This is a genomic window from Paraburkholderia fungorum, assembly GCF_902833645.1.
Lineage (GTDB): Bacteria > Pseudomonadota > Gammaproteobacteria > Burkholderiales > Burkholderiaceae > Paraburkholderia > Paraburkholderia fungorum.
The window spans coordinates 740,474-759,207 of sequence record NZ_CADFGE010000003.1 but is presented as its reverse complement, the minus strand read 5'-3'; the positions used below and the strand labels follow the sequence as shown (position 1 = coordinate 759,207).

Sequence of the window (18,734 nt, the reverse complement as noted above, 5' to 3'; positions counted from 1 at the left end):
ACGACAACAAGTCATGCCTGATGACCATAGCGAGTCGGTCCCACCCCTTCCCATCCCGAACAGGACCGTGAAACGACTCCACGCCGATGATAGTGCGGATTCCCGTGTGAAAGTAGGTAATCGTCAGGCTCCCTAGCAGCATCAGAAACCCCACCCCACAAAGGTGGGGTTTCTGCGTTTACGCACACCGGAAATACCCCTCAATACGGCCTCAACATCCTCCCCCCGGGGAATGCGCTTCCGTTTCTACCGCGTCGATTAGGATTGCGCTCGCGCAACCCTTCTAGTTCCCCGCAGCCATATCCAATAATTCACGCTGTCATGAGACAGCTCCAAATCCCGATGGGGCACTAAGCCCGTTTCCGCACTGGCGCTTGATACGACACCCCTGCGGTAAAACGGTCCAACCGTTCGCTGGCATCGGTGATCGCCCAAAGGGGCGCGCTGTGTAGTTGCCGATCGTAATTCGTTGCGATTTCGGAGAAAAGCGCGAAACCTGTGCTGTCCAATTTCCACTCGCCGGTTTCACGGCCGATATCGAAAACCGCCGATACCGCGCGCTCAGCGGCACCGAGTTGCGCGCTGTTCATCGAACCAAAACCGGACTCCGCCAGGAAACCCGTCAACAGCATGACCTGTGTAAGCGTCTGCGCATCGCTCGTGCCGCCGGCACCGCGGCGCAAGGCGTCGAGCGCCAGATGTACGCGCAAGGCAAGGTCGTCGGCGATCTTCCGGGCGATCGGCAACAGCATCGCTTTGTCGTGCCGGGCACGTGCAGCGCCGGTGTTGCGGGAAAACGGAATAGGTTGTGCCATGACGGTCCAGTGTTATGCCTGTGCAGATGCAATAACGGCGCGAGCCGTGAAAGGTTGAGCCCTCACGGGGTTACTGAAACCTAATTGACAGTTTGAGGTAGTTGAGACGGCGGGGCGCAAACTAATCGCAACCGATCGGCGGCTACGTCTGTGCTTTCATTCTGCATGGATTTGCCTGTTCGATTCCTCCCGTCGACACCATTCCTAACAGGCTTATCAGCCGGTGCGACGCTAAGCGGCCTCACGCGTCAGCGAATCTCTGAATCGAGAATCGGCCGACCGCGCTGTCCGCATTTCATGCGCTTCACATAACGTGGCGCTTCCGTCATTTGAACGATCATCCGGTCAGGCACTTTCTCCACGTCGTGTTCGCGTACCGCGTTTATGATCGCTTTGTGAATTCTCGCGTTGGCCTGACTGAAACGCTCTTGTTCTGCTTGCGGTGTATCGTTACAAAACTCGATCAGTTGCCGGATCATTTACTTGATCAGTTTGCAACTGAAGCCGCAGAAACGGATTCGGATTCGTCGCTCACAACTCGAGTTGATTCGTGAAACGGGCGTCTTCGTCTGACGCGCACTCTGTCTTCACTATGAGGACCCATCGATGCAAGCTCATAAACCAACCACTGGCGGGACGCTCGCTGATCTGCGTATCGACGGTGCGCGGCGCTGGGACAGTTTCACGCAACTTGCGCAAATCGGCGCGACGGACAAAGGCGCTTGCGTCGGCTCGTGTTGGTTTGCCGCTGACATGCTCGCCGCGGTCCAGCAGGGTGCGGACACGCCTGGTTTTTCGTCGATGGACGTGATCAGCGGCGCCGGGCACAACGCTGTCTATCGCGCACGCGTGGTGCCAGCGCCCATGATCTTTGCGCTGCCGTGTAAGGACGGCATCAGCCACAACGAAATCGAGGACGCACGCGCGGATCACCTGGAGGCCGGTTGCAACGTCCTGTTGCACGCTCTGCTGAACGCCGCGCAAATGGCGGGGAGCATCGAAGCATGAAGATCCTGATTGCAAGGATGAATCACGAGACCAACACGTTCTCGCCGGTGGCCACGCCGCTGGCGGCGTTCGGCCGTAACGGCCCGAGCTACGGCCAGGACGCGTTCAACGAAAACAAGGGCATGCAGACGGCCATGGCCGCGTTCATCGACGCAGCCGAGCGCGAGCATGCACAGATCGTGACACCTATTTCCGCGTCGGCGAATCCGAGTGGCCGGGTCGAGGCCGCCGCTTACGACGCGATCTGCGATGCGATCGTTACGGCAGCAGCAGGTTGCGACGCGGTGATGCTCGACCTGCACGGCGCGATGGTCGCCGAGAATTCGAATGACGGCGAAGGCGATCTGCTCGCACGCGTGCGCGCCGCACTGCCCCACGCGCCGATTGCCGTTGCACTCGATCTGCATGGCAACGTGACGCAGAAGATGATCGATAACGCCGACGTGATTGTCAGCTTCAAAACCTATCCGCACGTCGATATGTATGAGACGGGTGCGCATGCGGCGCGTCTCATGTTCGATCTTATCCATGGCAACGCGAAGCCGGTGATTGCATGGCGCCAGCCGCCGTTGCTCACGCATACGCTGCGCAGCGCGACGGCCGAAGGCGCGATGAAACGCGCCGTGGATGCCGCGCGTGCAGCCGAGGCCGATGGCATGCTTGCGGTGTCGGTCCTGTCGGGCTTCTCGCTTTCCGATATCGAGGCGCCGTGTATCAGCGTCGTAGTGGTGGCGAACGGCGAACGCGAACAGGCGGAAGCGGTGGCGGAGCGCATCGCGCGGCAGATCTGGAACGAACGCGAGGATTTCGTTTATCGCAGCGCGCCGCTGACGGAGTCGGTGGCGCAGGCTGCAGCGCTCGCGCAGGGCGCGGACAAACCGGTGTTGTTGCTCGATCACGGCGACAACTGCATGTCGGGTGGCACGTGCGACACGATGGATCTGCTTGAAGAGGCGCTCAAGCAGAATCTCGACGGAATCGTAAGCGGGCCGTTGTGCGATCCGCAGGCCGTCGCGGCGCTGATGTCGGCGGGCGTCGGCAGCACGGTGACGGTGACGATCGGCAACAAGATCGCAAGCGACGCCATGACGCCGCGGCCGCCGGTTTCGGTGACCGGCGTAGTGCGCGCATTGACTGATGGCGAATACGTAATCAGTGGTCCAACCTATACCGGTCAGCGTGCGTTCATGGGACGCGCGGCGGTGCTCGATACGGGCACGGTCAAGCTCGTGATGACCGAGCGCACGCACGAACCATGGGACCTCGGCGTATTCGAGAGCGTCGGTATCGATCCGCGACGCGCGCGTTTTCTACTGCTCAAATCCCGCATGTACTGCCGCCCGGTTTTTGTGCCGATCGCCGCGGCGCTGGTGGAGTGCGATAGCCGCGGTGTGACGAGTTCGGACTACGGGTTGTTCAGGTTCAAGCACGTGAAGCGCCCGGTTTTTCCACTGGATACGCACGCTGCGTGGGCGCCGACGAACTGAGGCCGCGCCAATGACTAACCGCACGACGAACCGATGGACACATGCTCGTGCAGATACTTGCAGTGCGGACTTGTGCGATGCGCCCGGACTCTCTATAATTCGCGCCTCTAAAGGCTCGTAGCTCAGTTGGTTAGAGCACCACCTTGACATGGTGGGGGTCGTTGGTTCGAATCCAATCGAGCCTACCAACGCACAAGTGACGTAGACGAAAGCGGTTCCGCTTTCGTCTACTGTCATTTTCCAGTATCACATCGGCGCACATCGTCATCGTGCGGCGGTCCTGTCAGTCTCTCCCTTCCGCATTGCCTCTATCTCGCCACAGCCTGGCTCGTCCGCCGAAGCGTTCACCGTTCCACCGTCGCATTGTCTTGATGCGCGGTACAGTTGAGTCTTCAGGTCTCGCAACTACGTAGACTGCCGTGAGCTCGCGACACAGGGCCGGCGGCTCGAAAGGAAGCTGACGAAATGAAGAAGCTCATCAACGACGTCTCCGCGGTCGTCCCGGACATGCTCGATGGACTCGCGGCGCTCAATCCCAACCTCTCGTTATTGCAGGGCGGCACGATCGTCGTGCGCGCCGACGCCGAGGCTGTGGCCGCGCGCGGAGAAGTCGCGCTGATCTCGGGTGGGGGTTCAGGCCACGAACCGGCTCATGGCGGCTACGTCGGTCATGGCATGCTGAGCGCCGCGGTAGCGGGCGAGGTATTCACTTCGCCCTCCACGGATGCCGTGCTCGACGCCATCCGTGCCGTGGCCGGCACGGCGGGTGTCCTGCTGATCGTGAAGAACTATACGGGCGACCGCTTCAACTTCGGCCTCGCCGCCGAGATTGCGCGTGCCGAAGGTATCCCCACGGAAATGGTCATCGTCGCCGACGACGTCGCGCTGTCAGCGAGCGGCGATCATGCGGGCCGTCGCGGGCTCGCAGGGACAGTGCTGGTGCATAAGATTGCCGGCGCGGCTGCCGCAGCGGGCCGACCGTTGGCCGAGGTTGCACGGATCGCTCGTGAGGTTGCCGCATCGCTCGGCACGATGGGCGTCGCGCTCACGCCATGCACGGTGCCGGCCGCGGGCAAGCCGGGCTTCGAACTTGCCGATGACGAAATCGAATGGGGCCTCGGCATTCACGGCGAACCCGGAGTTGAACGCGGTGCGATAGAGCCGGCCGACGCGATTGTCGAAAGGCTGCTTGCGAAGATTGTCGGCGACCTGTCGTTGCAAGCGGGCGCGCGGGTGGCTTTGCTGGTGAACAACCTCGGCGGCACGCCTTCTAGCGAACTGAGCATCGTCGCCGGCTCCGCGCTTCGTTATCTGGCCGCAAACAGCATCCATGTGGAACGTGCGTGGGCCGGCACGTTTCTGAGCGCGCTCGAGATGGCGGGCGTCTCGCTGACACTGCTACGCGTGGACGACGAGCGGCTCGGCTGGCTAGATGCCGCAGCGCATACCAGCGCATGGCCCGCGTTGAGCGGTCGCGTTGCACAGGTTTCCGTGCGGCCCGCACCCGCTACGCCAGATCGAACAACCGGCGCAACGCTCACACGCGAGGCGACGCTGCGCCGCGCGATCGAGTCCGTTTGTGCCTGCCTGCTTGAAGCCGAGCCGATCTTGACCGAGATGGATCAACGCGTCGGCGATGGCGACCTCGGTATCAGCCTGTCGCGTGGCGCGCGCGGCATTCTCGCCGAACTCGATGCCTATCCTGCGGAAACGGCGCCAGGTGCCGTTTTGCGTAGCCTATCCGCGACGGTTCGGCGTGTGGTGGGTGGCACCTCCGGCCCGCTCTACGCGGTGATGTTGTTGCGTGGTGCTGTTGCGCTCGAACAGACGGGGGGATCGTCGGCGAAGGCGTGGTCCGCGGCGTTCACGGAGGGTGTTGCCGGATTGATGGCGTTGGGCGGTGCGCATCCGGGCGATCGCACCATGGTCGACGCGCTGAAACCTGCCGCCGATGCGTTGCATGCCGCGCTCGCCAGGTCAGAAGACGGACTCGACGCGGCTTTGAAAGCCGCGGCCGATGCAGCAACCGAAGGCGCGGCGCAGACTGCGTCGATGCATCCGCGGCGCGGGCGTTCGAGTTATGTCGGCGATCGCGCGCTCGGTTACGCGGACCCCGGCGCACATGCCGTGGCGTTGTGGCTCGCCGCGATTCGCGAGGCGCTGGCTACCGGCTGATGGAGGGGGTTAGCTTGTGAGCCGTGAACAGCACGGGACGAGCATCGCCCGAGCCCCTACGGCTGACAGCGAGTCCGGGCTCGCGCGCAAACCTTATTTAGCTTAAAGACAGCACTCGCCATCAAAGTACGCCTTGCGCCAGCGCGTGATCGTCACGCGCTCGAACAAGTCGACCTGAGAAAATGGATCGGCCGCAATAAACTTTTCGGCTTCATCGCGTGTTTCCAGATCGACAACATACACACCGCCGCCGGCACCGCTGCCGTCGTCGTTCAACTTCGCGCCGCAGGCAAGCAGCAATGCCTTGTGCTCTTCCAGAAACGCCAGGTGTGTCTCGCGCTCGCGGATGCGGACGTCGGCGTGACCAGGCTTGTCGAACGTTTCGATGATATAGGGCATGCGTGCTCCTTTCAGTTCGGCGCGATAGCGGACGGGTGCTGCGCGAGCGGCGTTACGTCGATAACCAGATACGGAAACAGCGGCAGCGAACTGAGCAGCGTATGCAGCTCGTCGTTCGACTCGACATCGAATACGCTGTAATTCGCGTACTGACCGGCCACTCGCCACAGATGGCGCCACTTGCCCTCGTGCTGCAGCTTCTGCGAAAACGCCTTCTCCTCGGCCTTCAGGCGATCGACGAGTGCCTTGTCGGCATCGGCAGGAATCTGAACCTGCATATGAACCAGATACAACATTCGAACTTCTCCATCGAATAAACAGGCCGCTTTGTGGCGGCCGGACGTTTGCTCAACCCCAGGCGAGAATCGCCACCGTGTACACGATGCCGATCCAGAACATCATGATGACCGTATAGCCCATGATGTCCTTCAGTTTCAGCTTCGACAACGCGAGCGCCGGCAGAATCCAGAACGGCTGTACCAGATCGTTCCATGCGTTGCCGAGCATCACGGCGGTCGCGGTATGCCCCACGGATGCGCCAATCGACTTGGCCGCCTCGATCATGAACGGCCCCTGAATCACCCAGTGACCGCCGCCCGATGGCGCGAAGAAATTGATGAAGAACGAACTGATCAAACCCCAGAACGGCAGCGTGGCAGGCGTCGCGATCTTGACGAAGAAATGCGAGAAGGTATTGACGAGCCCCGACGACGCCATGATCGCCATAATCCCCGCATAGAACGGGTACTGCAAAATGATGCCGCTGATCGTACGAATACCTTCGTTCAGCTTCTCGACATAGCGAATCGGCGTGCCGAGCAGAATGATGCCGAGGAACAGAATAATGAAGTTGATAAGGTTCAAGTCCATCGAACCGCCGCCGTGGAAATACAGCGCCACGTAAACCACGCCGATGGCGCCGATCAGATAGCTCAGCAGGCGGCTATTGTTCAGGCGGTGGGCAATCGTGTTGCTTTCGTCGATATCCAATACCGGCGCCGCGGCTTTGGGCGCGTCGTTCAGCGCGCGGTCGATCTCCGTGACCGGCTGGCCCGGCTTCGGATGCAGCCAGGCATTCAGCAGCGGCAAAGTGATGATGACGACAAGACTCGTGATCAGCATTGCCGGCGAGAAAATCGTTTCCGACAGCGGAATAACGCCCATCTGTGCTTCCATCGGGTGACCCTTGGTGGAGATCAGCACCGGAATACTGGCCGACAGACCGAGACCATACATCGTAAAGCCGCTATAGGCCGACGCGATGATCAACGGGTAATGCACACCCTTGATGCTCAGCGCCAGCTTGCGCGCCACGATCCCGCCGATCACCAGGCCGAAGCCCCAGTTCAGATAGCTGCCAATCCCGCCGACTAGCGTCGCGACGATCACCGCCATGCGCGGATCGTGCACTCGCGCGACGAGCCGATCGAGAAAGCGCTCGGTGAGGGGGGCGGTCGCGAGTACATAACCCGCCGCGAGAATCACCGCCATTTGAGTCGTGAACGCGAGCAGCGCCCAGAAGCCTTTCCCCCAACTCAGGGTGAGCGCGCTCACCGCCTGGCCTTGAACCAGCACGGCGAGAATCATCGTGAGCAGGGTGAGGCCGATGGCGAAGACGAAGGGATCGGGCAGATACTTGCGCATCAGCTCCGTAAAGAAAGCGGTGATTTTCTGCATGTGACTGTCTCTGACGGTGGTCGAATAATATTTATCGGGTCATGCTAGGCGAGTACGGCGTGTGCTGCTTACGAATCGTTTTGCGCGGAATCCTTGCGATAGCGGATCAGTCGCATCAATGCACGGTCGCGCCACGCCACGCGCTCTTCCCACTGTTCGAGCGGCAAAGTGCTGCGGCGCGCCGCTTCAACATCGGCGACGAGTTCGGGTGTCCATGGATCGTTCTGACCGCGTTCCGCGCCCATGCGCGCATACGACGGTCCCATCTTCTGCGCATGCGAAGCGATGCCGCCACGCGTATTCAGATCGACGGTCTCGAACGGTCCGATTACCGACCAGCGCAATCCGAGCCCTTCGCGTACGACGGTATCGACATCGTCCACGGAGGCCACACCGTCGCGCACGAGGCAATACGCTTCGCGCAATAGCGCGCCTTGCAGCCGGTTGAAGATGAAGCCTTCTACTTCTTTTGCGACGCGCACCGGTTTCAGACCAGCCTCGGTGAAGAGTGTGATTGCACGTGCCACGGCGTCGTCCGCGGTAAAGGGCGCGGGCACGATTTCGACGACCGGGATCAGATACGGCGGATTGCCCGGATGCGCGACAAGGCACCGGCCGCGTCCCGGCAGCGTTTCATCGACAAAGCGCGACGCTGCGAGAAACGACGACGCGCTTGCCAGAATTGCGTGCGGTGGCGCCGCGCGATCGAGTGCGATGAACAGTTCGCGTTTGATCTCTTCACGCTCCGGCGCACATTCCTGCACGAGATCGGCGTCGGCCGCGGCCGTTTCCAGCGTCGCTACGATTTCGACGCGTGCGGCCACGTCGTGAGGGGATTCGTCGAGCAGCCCGAAGCGGGTCAATTCTTCGAGACGCTGCATGATTTCCGTTGACGCAAGCGCGCGCCGTTCGGCAGCCGGATCGAACAGGCGCACGCGCCAACCGGCTCGCGCGAACACCACGGCGAAGGCAATGCCGATACTTCCGCCGCCGACAATCCCCGCACGCCGTATCGCCTGTGCGTTCATGTTCACACTCCCGCGACGCCGACGGTCATGCCGCCGCATACGTACAACACCTGGCCGGTCACGAAACCGCTGCGCGCGTCGAGCAGATACGACGCGGCGTGTGCGACGTCATCCGGCGTGCCCACACGCTTGACCGGCACGCTCTCAATGATTGCGCGCGTACGCGGCGCATCCGGCGGATTTGCGTGATCGAACAACTCGGTGCGGATCGGGCCCGGACCGATCGCATTGGCGGTCACACCGAACGCGCCGAGTTCGAGCGCCCATACGCGTGTCATGCCGATCAGCGCGGCCTTGGTTGCCGAATAGGCAGTGCGCAATTCCTTGCCGAGCGCCGCGCGCGACGACATGTTCACGATCCGGCCGAAGCTGGCCGCCTTCATACCGGGCAGCAACGCCTGCATGCATTGAAGCGAACAGCGCACGTTGAGCGCCCACGCGCGTTCGAGTTCTTCGAGCGATTGCGCTTCCGCGCTCGCCGGCACAACCACGCCGACGTTGTTGACGAGACGTGTGATCGGACCGTCTTCGAGTGCACGTTCGAGCGCCGCCGCGGTTGCCTGCGGGTCCGACAGATCGGCGAGCAGGCCATTGCCGACGCGATCGATCACGACCACGTCGTAACCGTCCGCCTTGCAACGCTCAGCACACGCGGCGCCGATGCCGGCAGCGCCGCCGGTAATCAAAACTCGTTCTTTAGTCATGCTTCGGATTCGGTGTAGTAAGAAGAGGAAGACTTAGACAGTGGCGATCGGTGTGACCGGCGAACCCATCGCGCCGGGCAACCGGAGCGGCGGCGCCGTGAGCATGAAATGCGAGCGGCCGTTCGCACGCAACCACGCGGCGAGGTCGTGCAGGTACCAGAGTTCGCCTAGCGGTAAGCCGAGCTTGAATAGGCAATGGTGATGCAGCGGCAACAACGGATGCTCGCCCGGCGTGGTTGGCGCGCGCGCCGGAAAGCGTTCCACCGCGTAGTTGTCGGCAGCGAGCGCGGCGATGCCGGAATCGGTGATCCATTGCAGCAGACGTTCGTCGCGGCCATCGAGTGCGCAGCAATGAGCGTTGAGCACTGACTCGTCGGGCTGGCGGTTCATTTCCAGCACCATCTCGGCGAAACCGGTACGCAGCACCAGCATGTCGCCAGGCTCGATCTCGACACGGTCGGCTTCGATCGCGAACATCAGATCGTCGTAGCCGACCGTTCGATACTCGCGTGCATAGTGCGCCACCAGATCGACCAGTACGCCGCGGCCCTGCATGCCCTTCACGGCGAGATTCTCGATGCCGAGCACGTCAGCGTGGCTGTGTTCGCCGCCGCAGGCATGCGGCGCGAAGCCTTCATCCGCCCGATACTCGATCGGACCGACGATATCCGCATCGGCACGGTAGCCGTTGTAGTAGACGCTCTCGGGCACACCGTCGCCGTTTGCGTCGAAGCGTGCGCCGACGTGCGCGAGCGAATCCCATTGTGTCGAGTACTGCAGGCTCAGCAGCACTTGATCGTCGCTAAGTACGTCGGCGGCGCCCGCTTCGTTGCGCGCAAGCGGGAAGTTGACGTAGGGCAGATCGTCCCTGAAGGTCGGGCGCAGCACGGGCGGATGACGGCGCACGTTCAGCTTGCTGTCGCCGGGAAAGTCGAGTGGCAGCGAAAGGCAAAAGCTCAACCCCGCGCGGATTTCACGTGCGCCTTTGAGCACCTGTTCCGTGCCGATCAGATTCGGCCGGCCGAGTTGGTCGTCGGGGCCGAAGTCGCCCCAGTTGGATCCTTCGGGTTTGTTCTTCCAGCGCATTTCAGCTTCCTCTACCGGTCTGGCCTAAGCGTTGCACTGATCGCACGCACAGGCGTCGAGCCGTGCAACACATCCTCACGCCAGCAGCGCGGGCGGGATCTGGCCGTAAATTTCAAGCAGCGCTTCGATCGCGCGCGGTTCGTTCTTCAGGAGCCGGGCTTTCGGGCCGCCGATCACGAGCGCGAACGCCTCGCCGTGAATCAGGAAGCCACGCGCCAACCCGGCCACGTCTTCGACGTTTTCACCCGTCGAGCGATGCCAGCCGTTTTTCACGCCTTGCTCGACTTCAATCTCCAGTGTTTTGCGATCGATCACCGTGCCATCGGTCGACGCGCTCCACGGCTCGCAACTGTCGAGCAGCTTGCGGCGCGCATCCGTCGAGAGGGCACCGAGCAAGGCCTTGCCCGCCGCGCTGGCATGCACGTACATGAAGCCGCCGGGCTCGTCGCTATAGCGAATCTTCTGGCGCGACTCCATTACATCGAGGTAGACGACGCGATTGCCGGCCAGGGTGGCGAGCGCCGCGGTCTCACCGGTGGCGTCGCGCAGGGACGTGAGTAGCGGCTGGAACAACAGCGTCAGCGGGTCTTCGCTGCAAATGTCGCGCGCCACGTGCAATAGCCGTTGCGTGGGGTAATAGCCGGCCTTCACGCCCGGCGCGTACAGGTAGCCCTTGGCGACCATGGTTTGCAAAAGCGCGTGGCAACTCGACAGCGGGATCTCGGTTCGACGCGCGATTTCGCTGTAGATCATGGGTTGCCGCACTTCGGCAAAGAGGTTTATCACGTCGAAGACGCGTACTGCGGTTTTCACATCCATGAGAATATTATCGGCATTTCGATAACCGGATGGCAATAGGGGAGGGGTATACACCTAGCTGGCCAGAGTCTTACTTCCTAGGTGACTGCGGGTAATCCCTTAATTGACGCCCGTCGCGAGCGGTCCCTATAGTCGCGCTTCTTGTTCGCTAACGGAAAGTAAGTTCAATAAGCGAACAAATGCGATGGGTGGAGATTGAATCCACCCCGTGCATTCGCGACACAAACGGAGACGTACCACGATGGCGCTCACGCTAGAAACGCAACACCGGAATGCCCGCAAAGCGGGTATCGCATCATTCGTTGGGACAACGATCGAATGGTATGACTTCTATGCGTACAGTACGGCGGCGGCGCTGGTGCTCGGCAAGATCTTCTTCCCGACCACCTCCGCGCTGGCCGGTACGCTCGCGGCGTTCGCGACTTTCTGGGTCGGCTTTCTGGCGCGGCCGATCGGCGGGATCATCTTTGGGCACCTGGGCGACAAGGTCGGCCGCAAGAAGACGCTGATCATCACGCTAATGCTGATGGGGTGCTGCACGACCGGCATGGGTTTGTTGCCCACCTACAATCAGGTCGGGCTGCTGGCTCCCGCGCTGCTGATTCTGTTTCGTCTGATGCAGGGTGTAGCGATGGGTGGCGAATGGGGCGGCGCTGTGGTGCTGTCGTCGGAACATGCGCCGAAGGGCAAGGAAATTCTCTATTCCGCTTTCGCGCAACAAGGCTCGCCCGCCGGCAATCTACTGGCAACGGTGGCCTTCCTGCTGACCTCGATGCTGCCGGACCATCAGTTCATGACGTGGGGTTGGCGCATTCCGTTCCTGTTCTCGGCGTTGCTGGTGGTGGTCGGCATGTTTATCCGCATGAGTGTCGAAGAGTCGCCGGCCATGCAGGAGTTGAAGGACAAGAACAAGGTCGCGAAACTGCCGATCGGCGAAGTCTTGCGCAACCATAAAGGTCTAGTGGCAATGGGCGTGGGCGCTTGTGTGATCGGCCTGTCGGCGACTTACTTCAAGACGACGTTTGCATTGTCGTGGGCGGTTACGAGCATCGGTTTCGATCGCACGCAGTTTCTCACGGTGATTACCGGTGCGATCATCGTGCAACTCATTGTGCAGCCGTTCGGCGCGGTGCTCGCCACAAAAATGGACCTGAAAAAAGCGGTCATTTACATGCTGGTTCCGGAAATCGTCGCGTTGCCGCTGATGTTCTCACTGATCGCCACCGGCTCGACCAGGCTCGCGATGCTGGGCATGGCGCTCGCCTCGATTCCGCACTCGCTGTATTACGCGGCGATGGCCGGCATTCTGGCGAAGTCATTTCCGGTTCAGGTGCGCTATACGGGTATTTCGCTTTCCTATCAGATTTGCGGCATGGTGTTCGCAGGTACCACGCCGATTCTCGGGCAGTACCTGCTGGGCGCAACCGGTTCGATTCTTTCCGTCGTCGCACTGGGAATCCTGCACGTGCTGATTACGCTGTTCTGCGCGTTGGGATTGATCACGCGCATGCATCAGGAGGGCGCGCGCGACGCAGCCCGTTCGGCCGCGATGGCGCAGAGCTGATCGCTATTGAGCAGAACGGGCGCTGCCACTAGCGCCTGAAGAAACCGTCCGCCGTTGCCGATCAGGCCCGGCGGACTTTGTGTCTTTGGCGTGGCGGCTTCGCTCAGGAAACGCGTTGAAGTAGCGTCGTTGTCGACGCGGTGTCTTTCCCGGACTCCTGTTCGAAACCGTAGAACGACGCGGGGGTTGTACATAGAATCGCGTCGATCGCCGTTGCATCCATGCCGGGTTCCAACAGCGTCGATATCGACTCACCGTAGTTCATCACCTGTTCGTGCTGAGTGTGAGGCCAGTCGCTGCCCCACATCAGCCGCCTGGCGCCGAAGCGTTCGAGAAGCCGGCACATAGCGTCGCGTACAAAATCGGAGCCCGACGCCGCGCATCGGTAGGCGCCCGAAACCTTGACCCACACGCGCCCCGTTTCGCCATATCCAAGCAAGCTTCTGAAGCCGGGGTCGTGCACGCCTTTCTGAGGGTCGGGGCGTCCAAAATGATCGACGACCACAGGTACTCCGGCCTTCAGCAACTGGTCGAGCAGTGGCGCCAGATCTTGCGCATTGCGGTGTAATTCGACGTGCCAACCCAGTTCCGACAATCGTTCAAGCAACGGCGTCCACGAATTCGTTGCCAGATCGGGCAACGCCTGACCGATCAGATTGAGGCGTATGCCGGTTACGCCTTGCGCGTGCAGCGCCGCCAGCTCTTTTTCGGACACGTCGGGCGTGACCACCGCTACGCCCCTCAAGCGACGCCTGTCTCGCGATAGTGCTTGCAGCAGGTAGCGATTGTCCGTCCCGAGAAAGCTCGGCTGCACCAGAACCGCACGCTCGATGCCGTGCGCGTTCAGGAGCTGCAAATAGGTGTCGAGCGTCGCGTCGTAGTCCGGCGCGTAGCGCCGGCCATCCGTGAGCGGTAAGCCTCTTTCGAAGACGTGCGCGTGAGTGTCGACGCGGCAACCGCGGGACTGCGCGAGCAATGCAGGGTCGCTCATGATCAGTTCCGCGGCGTGTCCAGGTTCAGGCGCGCAGAGTCGACGGCATCGGGTGCCGATTCAGCGACCACGCCACGCAGACGCTTACCGCGGGTCTCGGGAAGCAGCAACACCGCGACCATCGCGAGGCCGTAAGCAATGGCAGCATCGATGCCGATTGCCATGCCGAGAGACATCGAATGACTCATGTAGCCGACGAGGACAGGGAAGCCCGCCGAGGCGATCCGTCCGAAGTTGTAGCAGAATCCGACCCCCGTGCCGCGCATGTCGGCCGGATACAGTTCGTTGAAAAGCGGACCGAGGCTGGCAGGAATGCCCGCGGCGAACAAGCCGAGTGGGAAGCCGAGCACGAGCATTTGCGTGTTGGTCAACGGCAGCATGACATAAGCGAGAACCGTGACGATGCAGCAGAACGCGAAGAGGGCGATATTGCGCCGCCGCCCAATGCGATCGAGCAGATAGGCGCTCGCCATGCAACCGCACCAGAACGCTACGATGACAACCGCCAGATAACCGCCGGTGTTCAGAACCGACAGGTGCCGCTCTTTCGCAAGGAAGGTGGGCAGCCAGCTCATGATCGCGTAGTACCCGCCATGCGCGCCGGTGCCGAGCACGGCGCCGATCACGGTGGTTTTGAGCACACGCGGCTGGAAAACCTGGGTGATCTGCCCGAGCACGGAGGGGCTGGGTGCGCTGCTTACCGGCGCGACGCGCGCCGGCTCCTTCAGATTGCGCCGTACGAATAGAACCAGGCCGGCCGGCACCAGGCCGACGGCGAACATCACGCGCCATGCGGTGTCCGACGGCAACCAGGAGAACGCCACGGCATACACCAGCACGGCCGCGCCCCAGCCAACCGCCCAGGCGCTTTGCACGGCGCCCATAGCCTTGCCGCGATGTTCGGTACGAATGGTTTCCGCCATCAATACCGCGCCTGCTGCCCACTCGCCGCCAAACCCGAATCCTTGCAGCGCCTTGAGAACCAGCAGTTGCGGGAAGTTTTGCGCGAACGCGCAGAGGAACGTGAAGCCGGCAAACCACAGGATCGTCAATTGCAAGGTCCGGACGCGGCCGATGCGGTCCGACAAGGCCCCCGCGATCCAACCGCCCAGCGCCGAAGATATCAGCGTCACGCTGCTGATCGCGCCCGCCTGCGTATGGTCGATGCCGTACGCGGCAATGATCGCAGGAATGGCCAGGGTGAACATCTGCACGTCGAGCGCGTCGAGCCCCCAACCCGCAAAGCATCCCCAAAATGTGTTGCGTTCCAGGGGCGTGCCCTGCTTGTACCACGTGAACATAGCCGTCTCCGTTATGTCATTCATGTAGTCATATATATGACTACATGAATGATCGCCGTAACGTCGTGGAAAGTCATTGAGTATTAACCCTTGCTCACGTCGTTGTCGCGCGATGTTGTACAGTAGTTACTCCTCTGAACAACTATATGAGCACCATGCAAGCGGCCTCTTTTGTGACCAAGCCGGACGATCGGCTGCCCCGTTATCAGCAATTACGTGACGATCTGGTCGGCCGCATTGCTGCAGGCGAATGGGCGCTCGAGGAAGCCATTGCCACAGAGGCGGAGTTGGGGCAGTTCTACAACGTCTCCACCGGAACGGTTCGCAAGGCGATTGATCTGCTCGTTGCCGACGGCGTGCTCACGCGCAGCCAGGGCAAGGGCACCTTCATCCGGCGGCCGCGTTTCGATTCGTCGCTGTTTCGCTTCTTCCGCTTCAAGTCGCGCGACGGCAAACCGGTGCGGCCGACAGCGCGCGTGCTCAAGCGCGAAATCGTCAAGCCCCGCGAAGAAATTCGCGCTGCTTTGGGAATGAAAGCCGCCGAGAAAGCGATCCATTTGTCGCGTGTGCGCCTGATTGAAGGTCAGGCGGTTCTGTCGGAAGAAATCTGGTTGCCGCGTGCGCGTTTCGAACCCTTGGCCACGCTCCCGCTTGGCGATTTCGAAGACCTGCTGTATCCGTTGTACGAACGTCTGTGCCGGCAGATCGTGGCGTCCGCCACGGAAATTCTAAATGTAGAACAGGCCACGTCCGAAGATGCTTCGCTTCTCGATATAGCGGCCGGCAGCCCCGTTATTCAGGTTCAGCGTGTCGCGTCGGACTTCGCCGGCACGCCGTTCGAATGGCGCAGCACTCGCGGCGCCGCCACGACGTTTCAGTACCAGGTGGAAATCCGCTAAGCCAGCGCTCCGCTGGAATCCCGCTGACCCAGCGCTCCGCTGGCATCCCGCAGACCGTACGCGCCTATTGGGGTATCACCTCATGGCGCTCGACGCCAGTTCATATAAACATATATATGACTACATCAATCTGGCCGTTCCCTCAAATTCTGTCGACGTAGCGGCTGACCTGCCGCCTGACGAGCGTCGACGGCGGCCGGCGAGAAAACCGGAGCGGACATGTCTACGCAGGCAGGATTTGAGCAGCAGGTAATGAGGAAGATGGCGTGGCGGCTGATGCCGCTGCTGATCGTCATGTTTCTGATTTCGTTTATCGACCGCCAGAACGTCGGTTTCGCCAAGCTGGAGATGGTGCATGCCCTTGGCATGACGGAAGCTTCATACGGGCTGGGGGCTTCGCTCTTCTTCATCGGCTACCTTATTTTCGAGGTGCCCAGCACGCTGGCGCTGCATCGTTTCGGCGCCCGGACCTGGCTCGCCCGCATCATGATGACCTGGGGCGTGGTCACGGTACTGATGGCATTCGCGCGCTCGCTGCCCGTCTTCTATTCGTTTCGCTTCGCACTGGGTGTGGCCGAAGCCGGTTTTTATCCCGGCGTCATCTACTACCTGACGCAGTGGTTCCCACAAAGCTATCGCACCAAAGTGCTCGGCTTCTTCACACTGGGCAGTTCGCTCGCCAACATGCTGGGCTCGCTGGTGGGCGGTCTTCTGCTGACGTTGGGCGGTACATGGGGCTTCGCGGGCTGGCAGTGGGTGTTTATCGCCACCGGTATTCCCGCCATTCTGATTGCGTTTGTCGCGCTCAGGTTCTTGCCGAATTCAGTGCAGGACGCGCCGTTTCTCTCGCAGCAGGAGAAGGATGTCGTCGTTGCCGCGCTGAAGCGGGAAGCGTCGGAAGACGCCAAATCGAGCCGGCCTTGGGGCGCGCTACTCGATCCGAAGGTTCTCATGTTCGCGCTGACATACATGTTGATGTCGACGTCGTTGTACGGCGTGACTTACTGGATGCCGACGCTGCTGAAAAGCGATGGCGTATCGTCGTCGCTCAACGGTGTGTTGAACATGATTCCGTGGGCGCTCGCGACGCTGCTTCTGCTGTGGCTGCCCGGTAAGCTCAAACGTGAGCGCGTCGTGCTGAAGGCGATGAGCGGGGTGGCCGGCATCGGCGTCGTGTGCTTCGCGTCGAGCCTGATCTTGCCGACCGCGTCGTTGCGCTTTGCCGCGCTATGTCTAGGCGGGGCGTGCATTCCGTTGCTCTATCCGTGTTTCTGGTCGTTGCCCCCGCGCTTCTTCTCGGGCGCAAGAGCCGCGGCGAGCGTGGCGGCGATCAACGCGATCGGCAATCTGGGCGGCTTTGCCGGACAGAATCTGATGCCTTACGTCGGCAAGGTGGCGCACAGTCAGGTCGCGCCGATGCTGGTGCCTACGGCGTGCCTGTTCGCGTTGGGGATTGGCACCGCGCTCGCCGCGCTGATCGGTGCGCGGCGCAGGATGGTGCTCGAGTCGGCGACGATTCGTTCAACGTAGGTCGCGCGTCGGCGCGGCGCCGAAGAATCCGGCTGGCCGCGCGAACGTATCGCGCCTTACGGCCGGAACAGATCGAAGCCGGCCAGCGCGACCACCCCGCTGATCACGATCAGCGCTACCGAATGCTGTCCGAAGTAGAGAAGGGCCGCGGCCGACCAGCTCGTCGCGGCGAATGCTGCAATGCGTTTCATGCCCTAAAACCCCAATGCGACAGCCAGCAAGCCGCTGACCACTCCGCAAACCACAACCGCGAGTGCGACCACCGTCAGCACGCGCTTCGGAAATGAGCGGCCGAGCATCGCCATGGACGGCACGCTGATCAGCGGCAACGTCATCAGCAACGCCCCGGCCGGGCCGGCGGCCATGCCGAACGACAGCATGGCCTGGATGATCGGCACTTCGCCCGCGGTCGGGATCACGAACAAGGTGCCGGCAATCGACAAAGCGACGATCCACAGCAGGCTGTTGTCGATGCCGGGTCCAATGTGCGGAAACAGCCATGCCCGCGCCGCGCCGAGAATCAGCACCAGCACGATGTATTCAGGAATCAGCCGCAGCGTCATGGTGCCGAGGATTTTTACCCAGCGTGTGAACGCGGTACCCGGGTTGTCGGTGGTGACGAGTTGCGCCATCGCTTCGCGCGAGGCTTCGGCTTCTTGCGGCGTCACCATCCGATTCACCAGATAGCCGAGGCCGAACACCGTCACGAGGCCGAGGATGAGCCGCAAGCCCATCCATTGCCAGCCGAGCACGAAACCCATGAAGATTAGCGTGGCCGGGTTGAGAGCGGTGTTACCGAGCCAGAACGCAATCGCCGCGCCCGGAGCCGCCTGGCGGGCGCGCAAACCGGCCACGACCGGCGCCGCGCAGCACGTGCACATCATGCCCGGCAACGACAACAGGCCACCCTTCACCACGCTGCTGAAGTCGGTCCGGCCGAGCGCACGGGCGACCCACTGCGGCGGAATCAGCGCCTGCACCGCCGAGCCCAGCAGAAGGCCAAGCACCATGGCTTGCCAGATCGCCTTACCGTAGGCCAGCGCGTAATTGATGGCCGCCTGCCACGATGCCGCCGGCGCGCTCGATGACGTGCCCATCAGGATCGACTTGCCGATGGAGTGCTGGCTCGCGGCAACGAAGGCGCGGTTGTAGTACGGGAACCACTTCACGTAGAAGAGGCCGACGACGGCGATCAGCAGAAATACGATCCAGCCAAGGGCGACGCGGGGCTGTCGAAGGGTTGATTGCATG

17 protein-coding genes, 1 tRNA gene, 1 rRNA gene and 2 pseudogenes are annotated in these 18,734 nt (G+C 61.8%); 8 read left to right on the top strand and 13 right to left on the bottom strand.

The annotated features are described in order from the left end of the window. Positions 1-16: 16 nt before the first annotated feature. Positions 17-129 (top strand): 5S ribosomal RNA (gene rrf, locus HWX91_RS14500). A 221-nt stretch (positions 130-350) separates the two neighbouring features. Here the strand turns inward: rrf and HWX91_RS14495 are convergent. After that, on the bottom strand, positions 351-815 hold the full coding sequence (locus tag HWX91_RS14495; protein ID WP_025496076.1) for a hypothetical protein: 465 nt from the start codon (positions 813-815) through the stop codon (positions 351-353). A gap of 251 nt (positions 816-1,066) precedes the next feature. After that, positions 1,067-1,346: pseudogene (locus HWX91_RS14490) on the bottom strand (GntR family transcriptional regulator); the annotation flags it as partial. A 231-nt stretch (positions 1,347-1,577) separates the two neighbouring features. Here HWX91_RS14490 and HWX91_RS14485 point away from each other — a divergent pair. The 4 genes and pseudogenes from HWX91_RS14485 to dhaK form a co-directional block, all read left to right on the top strand. Next, positions 1,578-1,823 (top strand): annotated as a pseudogene (locus HWX91_RS14485) (Zn-dependent hydrolase); the annotation flags it as partial. Next, positions 1,820-3,310 (top strand): M81 family metallopeptidase, encoded by a 1,491-nt coding sequence (locus HWX91_RS14480; RefSeq protein ID WP_028194378.1) that lies wholly within the window; start codon positions 1,820-1,822, stop codon positions 3,308-3,310. The pseudogene HWX91_RS14485 and the gene HWX91_RS14480, both read left to right, overlap by 4 nt. Positions 3,311-3,421: 111 nt before the next feature. Further along, a tRNA-Val gene (locus HWX91_RS14475) sits at positions 3,422-3,498 on the top strand. Positions 3,499-3,775: 277 nt separating this feature from the next. Then, positions 3,776-5,485, top strand: a complete 1,710-nt coding sequence (gene dhaK, locus HWX91_RS14470; RefSeq protein ID WP_028194377.1) for a dihydroxyacetone kinase subunit DhaK — start codon at positions 3,776-3,778, stop codon at positions 5,483-5,485. Between the two features lie 102 nt (positions 5,486-5,587). Here the strand turns inward: dhaK and HWX91_RS14465 are convergent, their stop codons facing one another. The 7 genes from HWX91_RS14465 to HWX91_RS14435 form a co-directional block, all read right to left on the bottom strand. Then, positions 5,588-5,884 carry a YciI family protein gene (locus HWX91_RS14465; protein WP_028194376.1) on the bottom strand — a complete coding sequence of 99 codons (297 nt, stop codon included), beginning with the start codon at positions 5,882-5,884 and terminating at the stop codon, positions 5,588-5,590. Positions 5,885-5,895: 11 nt separating this feature from the next. Further along, positions 5,896-6,180 (bottom strand): muconolactone Delta-isomerase, encoded by a 285-nt coding sequence (catC, locus tag HWX91_RS14460; protein WP_028194375.1) that lies wholly within the window; start codon positions 6,178-6,180, stop codon positions 5,896-5,898. A gap of 52 nt (positions 6,181-6,232) precedes the next feature. Next, positions 6,233-7,561 carry a short-chain fatty acid transporter gene (locus HWX91_RS14455; protein WP_028194374.1) on the bottom strand — a complete coding sequence of 443 codons (1,329 nt, stop codon included), beginning with the start codon at positions 7,559-7,561 and terminating at the stop codon, positions 6,233-6,235. 68 nt (positions 7,562-7,629) lie between these two features. After that, entirely contained in the window at positions 7,630-8,589 is a 960-nt protein-coding gene (locus tag HWX91_RS14450) for a 3-hydroxyacyl-CoA dehydrogenase (RefSeq protein WP_028194373.1), read from the bottom strand. 2 nt (positions 8,590-8,591) lie between these two features. Beyond that, a complete protein-coding gene (locus HWX91_RS14445) occupies positions 8,592-9,293 on the bottom strand; it encodes an SDR family oxidoreductase (RefSeq protein WP_028194372.1) in 702 nt (233 codons plus the stop codon). Between the two features lie 33 nt (positions 9,294-9,326). Next, a complete protein-coding gene (locus tag HWX91_RS14440) occupies positions 9,327-10,379 on the bottom strand; it encodes a cyclase family protein (RefSeq protein WP_028194371.1) in 1,053 nt (350 codons plus the stop codon). 75 nt (positions 10,380-10,454) lie between these two features. Continuing rightward, on the bottom strand, positions 10,455-11,198 hold the full coding sequence (locus HWX91_RS14435) for an IclR family transcriptional regulator (protein WP_025496065.1): 744 nt from the start codon (positions 11,196-11,198) through the stop codon (positions 10,455-10,457). A 241-nt stretch (positions 11,199-11,439) separates the two neighbouring features. Here HWX91_RS14435 and HWX91_RS14430 point away from each other — a divergent pair, with 241 nt between their 5' ends. Further along, positions 11,440-12,762: an MFS transporter gene (locus tag HWX91_RS14430; protein ID WP_028194370.1), complete on the top strand. Its 1,323-nt coding sequence runs from the start codon at positions 11,440-11,442 to the stop codon at positions 12,760-12,762. Positions 12,763-12,865: 103 nt separating this feature from the next. Here HWX91_RS14430 and HWX91_RS14425 read toward each other — a convergent pair whose 3' ends face one another. Continuing rightward, the gene (locus HWX91_RS14425) at positions 12,866-13,753 is read right to left on the bottom strand and encodes an amidohydrolase family protein (RefSeq protein ID WP_042273764.1); all 888 of its coding nucleotides are present in this window, start codon (positions 13,751-13,753) and stop codon (positions 12,866-12,868) included. Between the two features lie 2 nt (positions 13,754-13,755). Next, positions 13,756-15,054 (bottom strand): MFS transporter, encoded by a 1,299-nt coding sequence (locus HWX91_RS14420; protein ID WP_028194368.1) that lies wholly within the window; start codon positions 15,052-15,054, stop codon positions 13,756-13,758. Between the two features lie 155 nt (positions 15,055-15,209). On the opposite strand from HWX91_RS14420, the gene HWX91_RS14415 reads away from it, so the two are divergent. After that, positions 15,210-15,953 (top strand): GntR family transcriptional regulator, encoded by a 744-nt coding sequence (locus HWX91_RS14415; RefSeq protein WP_028194367.1) that lies wholly within the window; start codon positions 15,210-15,212, stop codon positions 15,951-15,953. Between the two features lie 219 nt (positions 15,954-16,172). Then, complete coding sequence (locus HWX91_RS14410) at positions 16,173-17,483, top strand: MFS transporter (RefSeq protein ID WP_028194366.1); 1,311 nt, start codon at positions 16,173-16,175, stop codon at positions 17,481-17,483. A 56-nt stretch (positions 17,484-17,539) separates the two neighbouring features. Here the strand turns inward: HWX91_RS14410 and HWX91_RS41070 are convergent, their stop codons facing one another. After that, positions 17,540-17,674: a hypothetical protein gene (locus tag HWX91_RS41070; RefSeq protein ID WP_025496059.1), complete on the bottom strand. Its 135-nt coding sequence runs from the start codon at positions 17,672-17,674 to the stop codon at positions 17,540-17,542. 3 nt (positions 17,675-17,677) lie between these two features. Next, positions 17,678-18,733, bottom strand: a complete 1,056-nt coding sequence (locus tag HWX91_RS14405; RefSeq protein WP_028194365.1) for a permease — start codon at positions 18,731-18,733, stop codon at positions 17,678-17,680. Between the last annotated feature and the right edge of the window lies 1 nt (position 18,734).

Excerpts from the sequence above, each read along its gene's own strand:
- HWX91_RS14495 (WP_025496076.1), bottom strand. The coding sequence starts at position 815 with ATGGCACAACCTATTCCGTTTTCCCGCAACACCGGCGCTGCACGTGCC.
- HWX91_RS14480 (WP_028194378.1), top strand. The coding sequence starts at position 1,820 with ATGAAGATCCTGATTGCAAGGATGAATCACGAGACCAACACGTTCTCG.
- dhaK (WP_028194377.1), top strand. The coding sequence starts at position 3,776 with ATGAAGAAGCTCATCAACGACGTCTCCGCGGTCGTCCCGGACATGCTC.
- HWX91_RS14465 (WP_028194376.1), bottom strand. The coding sequence starts at position 5,884 with ATGCCCTATATCATCGAAACGTTCGACAAGCCTGGTCACGCCGACGTC.
- catC (WP_028194375.1), bottom strand. The coding sequence starts at position 6,180 with ATGTTGTATCTGGTTCATATGCAGGTTCAGATTCCTGCCGATGCCGAC.
- HWX91_RS14455 (WP_028194374.1), bottom strand. The coding sequence starts at position 7,561 with ATGCAGAAAATCACCGCTTTCTTTACGGAGCTGATGCGCAAGTATCTG.
- HWX91_RS14450 (WP_028194373.1), bottom strand. The coding sequence starts at position 8,589 with ATGAACGCACAGGCGATACGGCGTGCGGGGATTGTCGGCGGCGGAAGT.
- HWX91_RS14445 (WP_028194372.1), bottom strand. The coding sequence starts at position 9,293 with ATGACTAAAGAACGAGTTTTGATTACCGGCGGCGCTGCCGGCATCGGC.
- HWX91_RS14440 (WP_028194371.1), bottom strand. The coding sequence starts at position 10,379 with ATGCGCTGGAAGAACAAACCCGAAGGATCCAACTGGGGCGACTTCGGC.
- HWX91_RS14435 (WP_025496065.1), bottom strand. The coding sequence starts at position 11,198 with ATGGATGTGAAAACCGCAGTACGCGTCTTCGACGTGATAAACCTCTTT.
- HWX91_RS14430 (WP_028194370.1), top strand. The coding sequence starts at position 11,440 with ATGGCGCTCACGCTAGAAACGCAACACCGGAATGCCCGCAAAGCGGGT.
- HWX91_RS14425 (WP_042273764.1), bottom strand. The coding sequence starts at position 13,753 with ATGAGCGACCCTGCATTGCTCGCGCAGTCCCGCGGTTGCCGCGTCGAC.
- HWX91_RS14420 (WP_028194368.1), bottom strand. The coding sequence starts at position 15,054 with ATGTTCACGTGGTACAAGCAGGGCACGCCCCTGGAACGCAACACATTT.
- HWX91_RS14415 (WP_028194367.1), top strand. The coding sequence starts at position 15,210 with ATGCAAGCGGCCTCTTTTGTGACCAAGCCGGACGATCGGCTGCCCCGT.
- HWX91_RS14410 (WP_028194366.1), top strand. The coding sequence starts at position 16,173 with ATGTCTACGCAGGCAGGATTTGAGCAGCAGGTAATGAGGAAGATGGCG.
- HWX91_RS41070 (WP_025496059.1), bottom strand. The coding sequence starts at position 17,674 with ATGAAACGCATTGCAGCATTCGCCGCGACGAGCTGGTCGGCCGCGGCC.
- HWX91_RS14405 (WP_028194365.1), bottom strand. The coding sequence starts at position 18,733 with ATGCAATCAACCCTTCGACAGCCCCGCGTCGCCCTTGGCTGGATCGTA.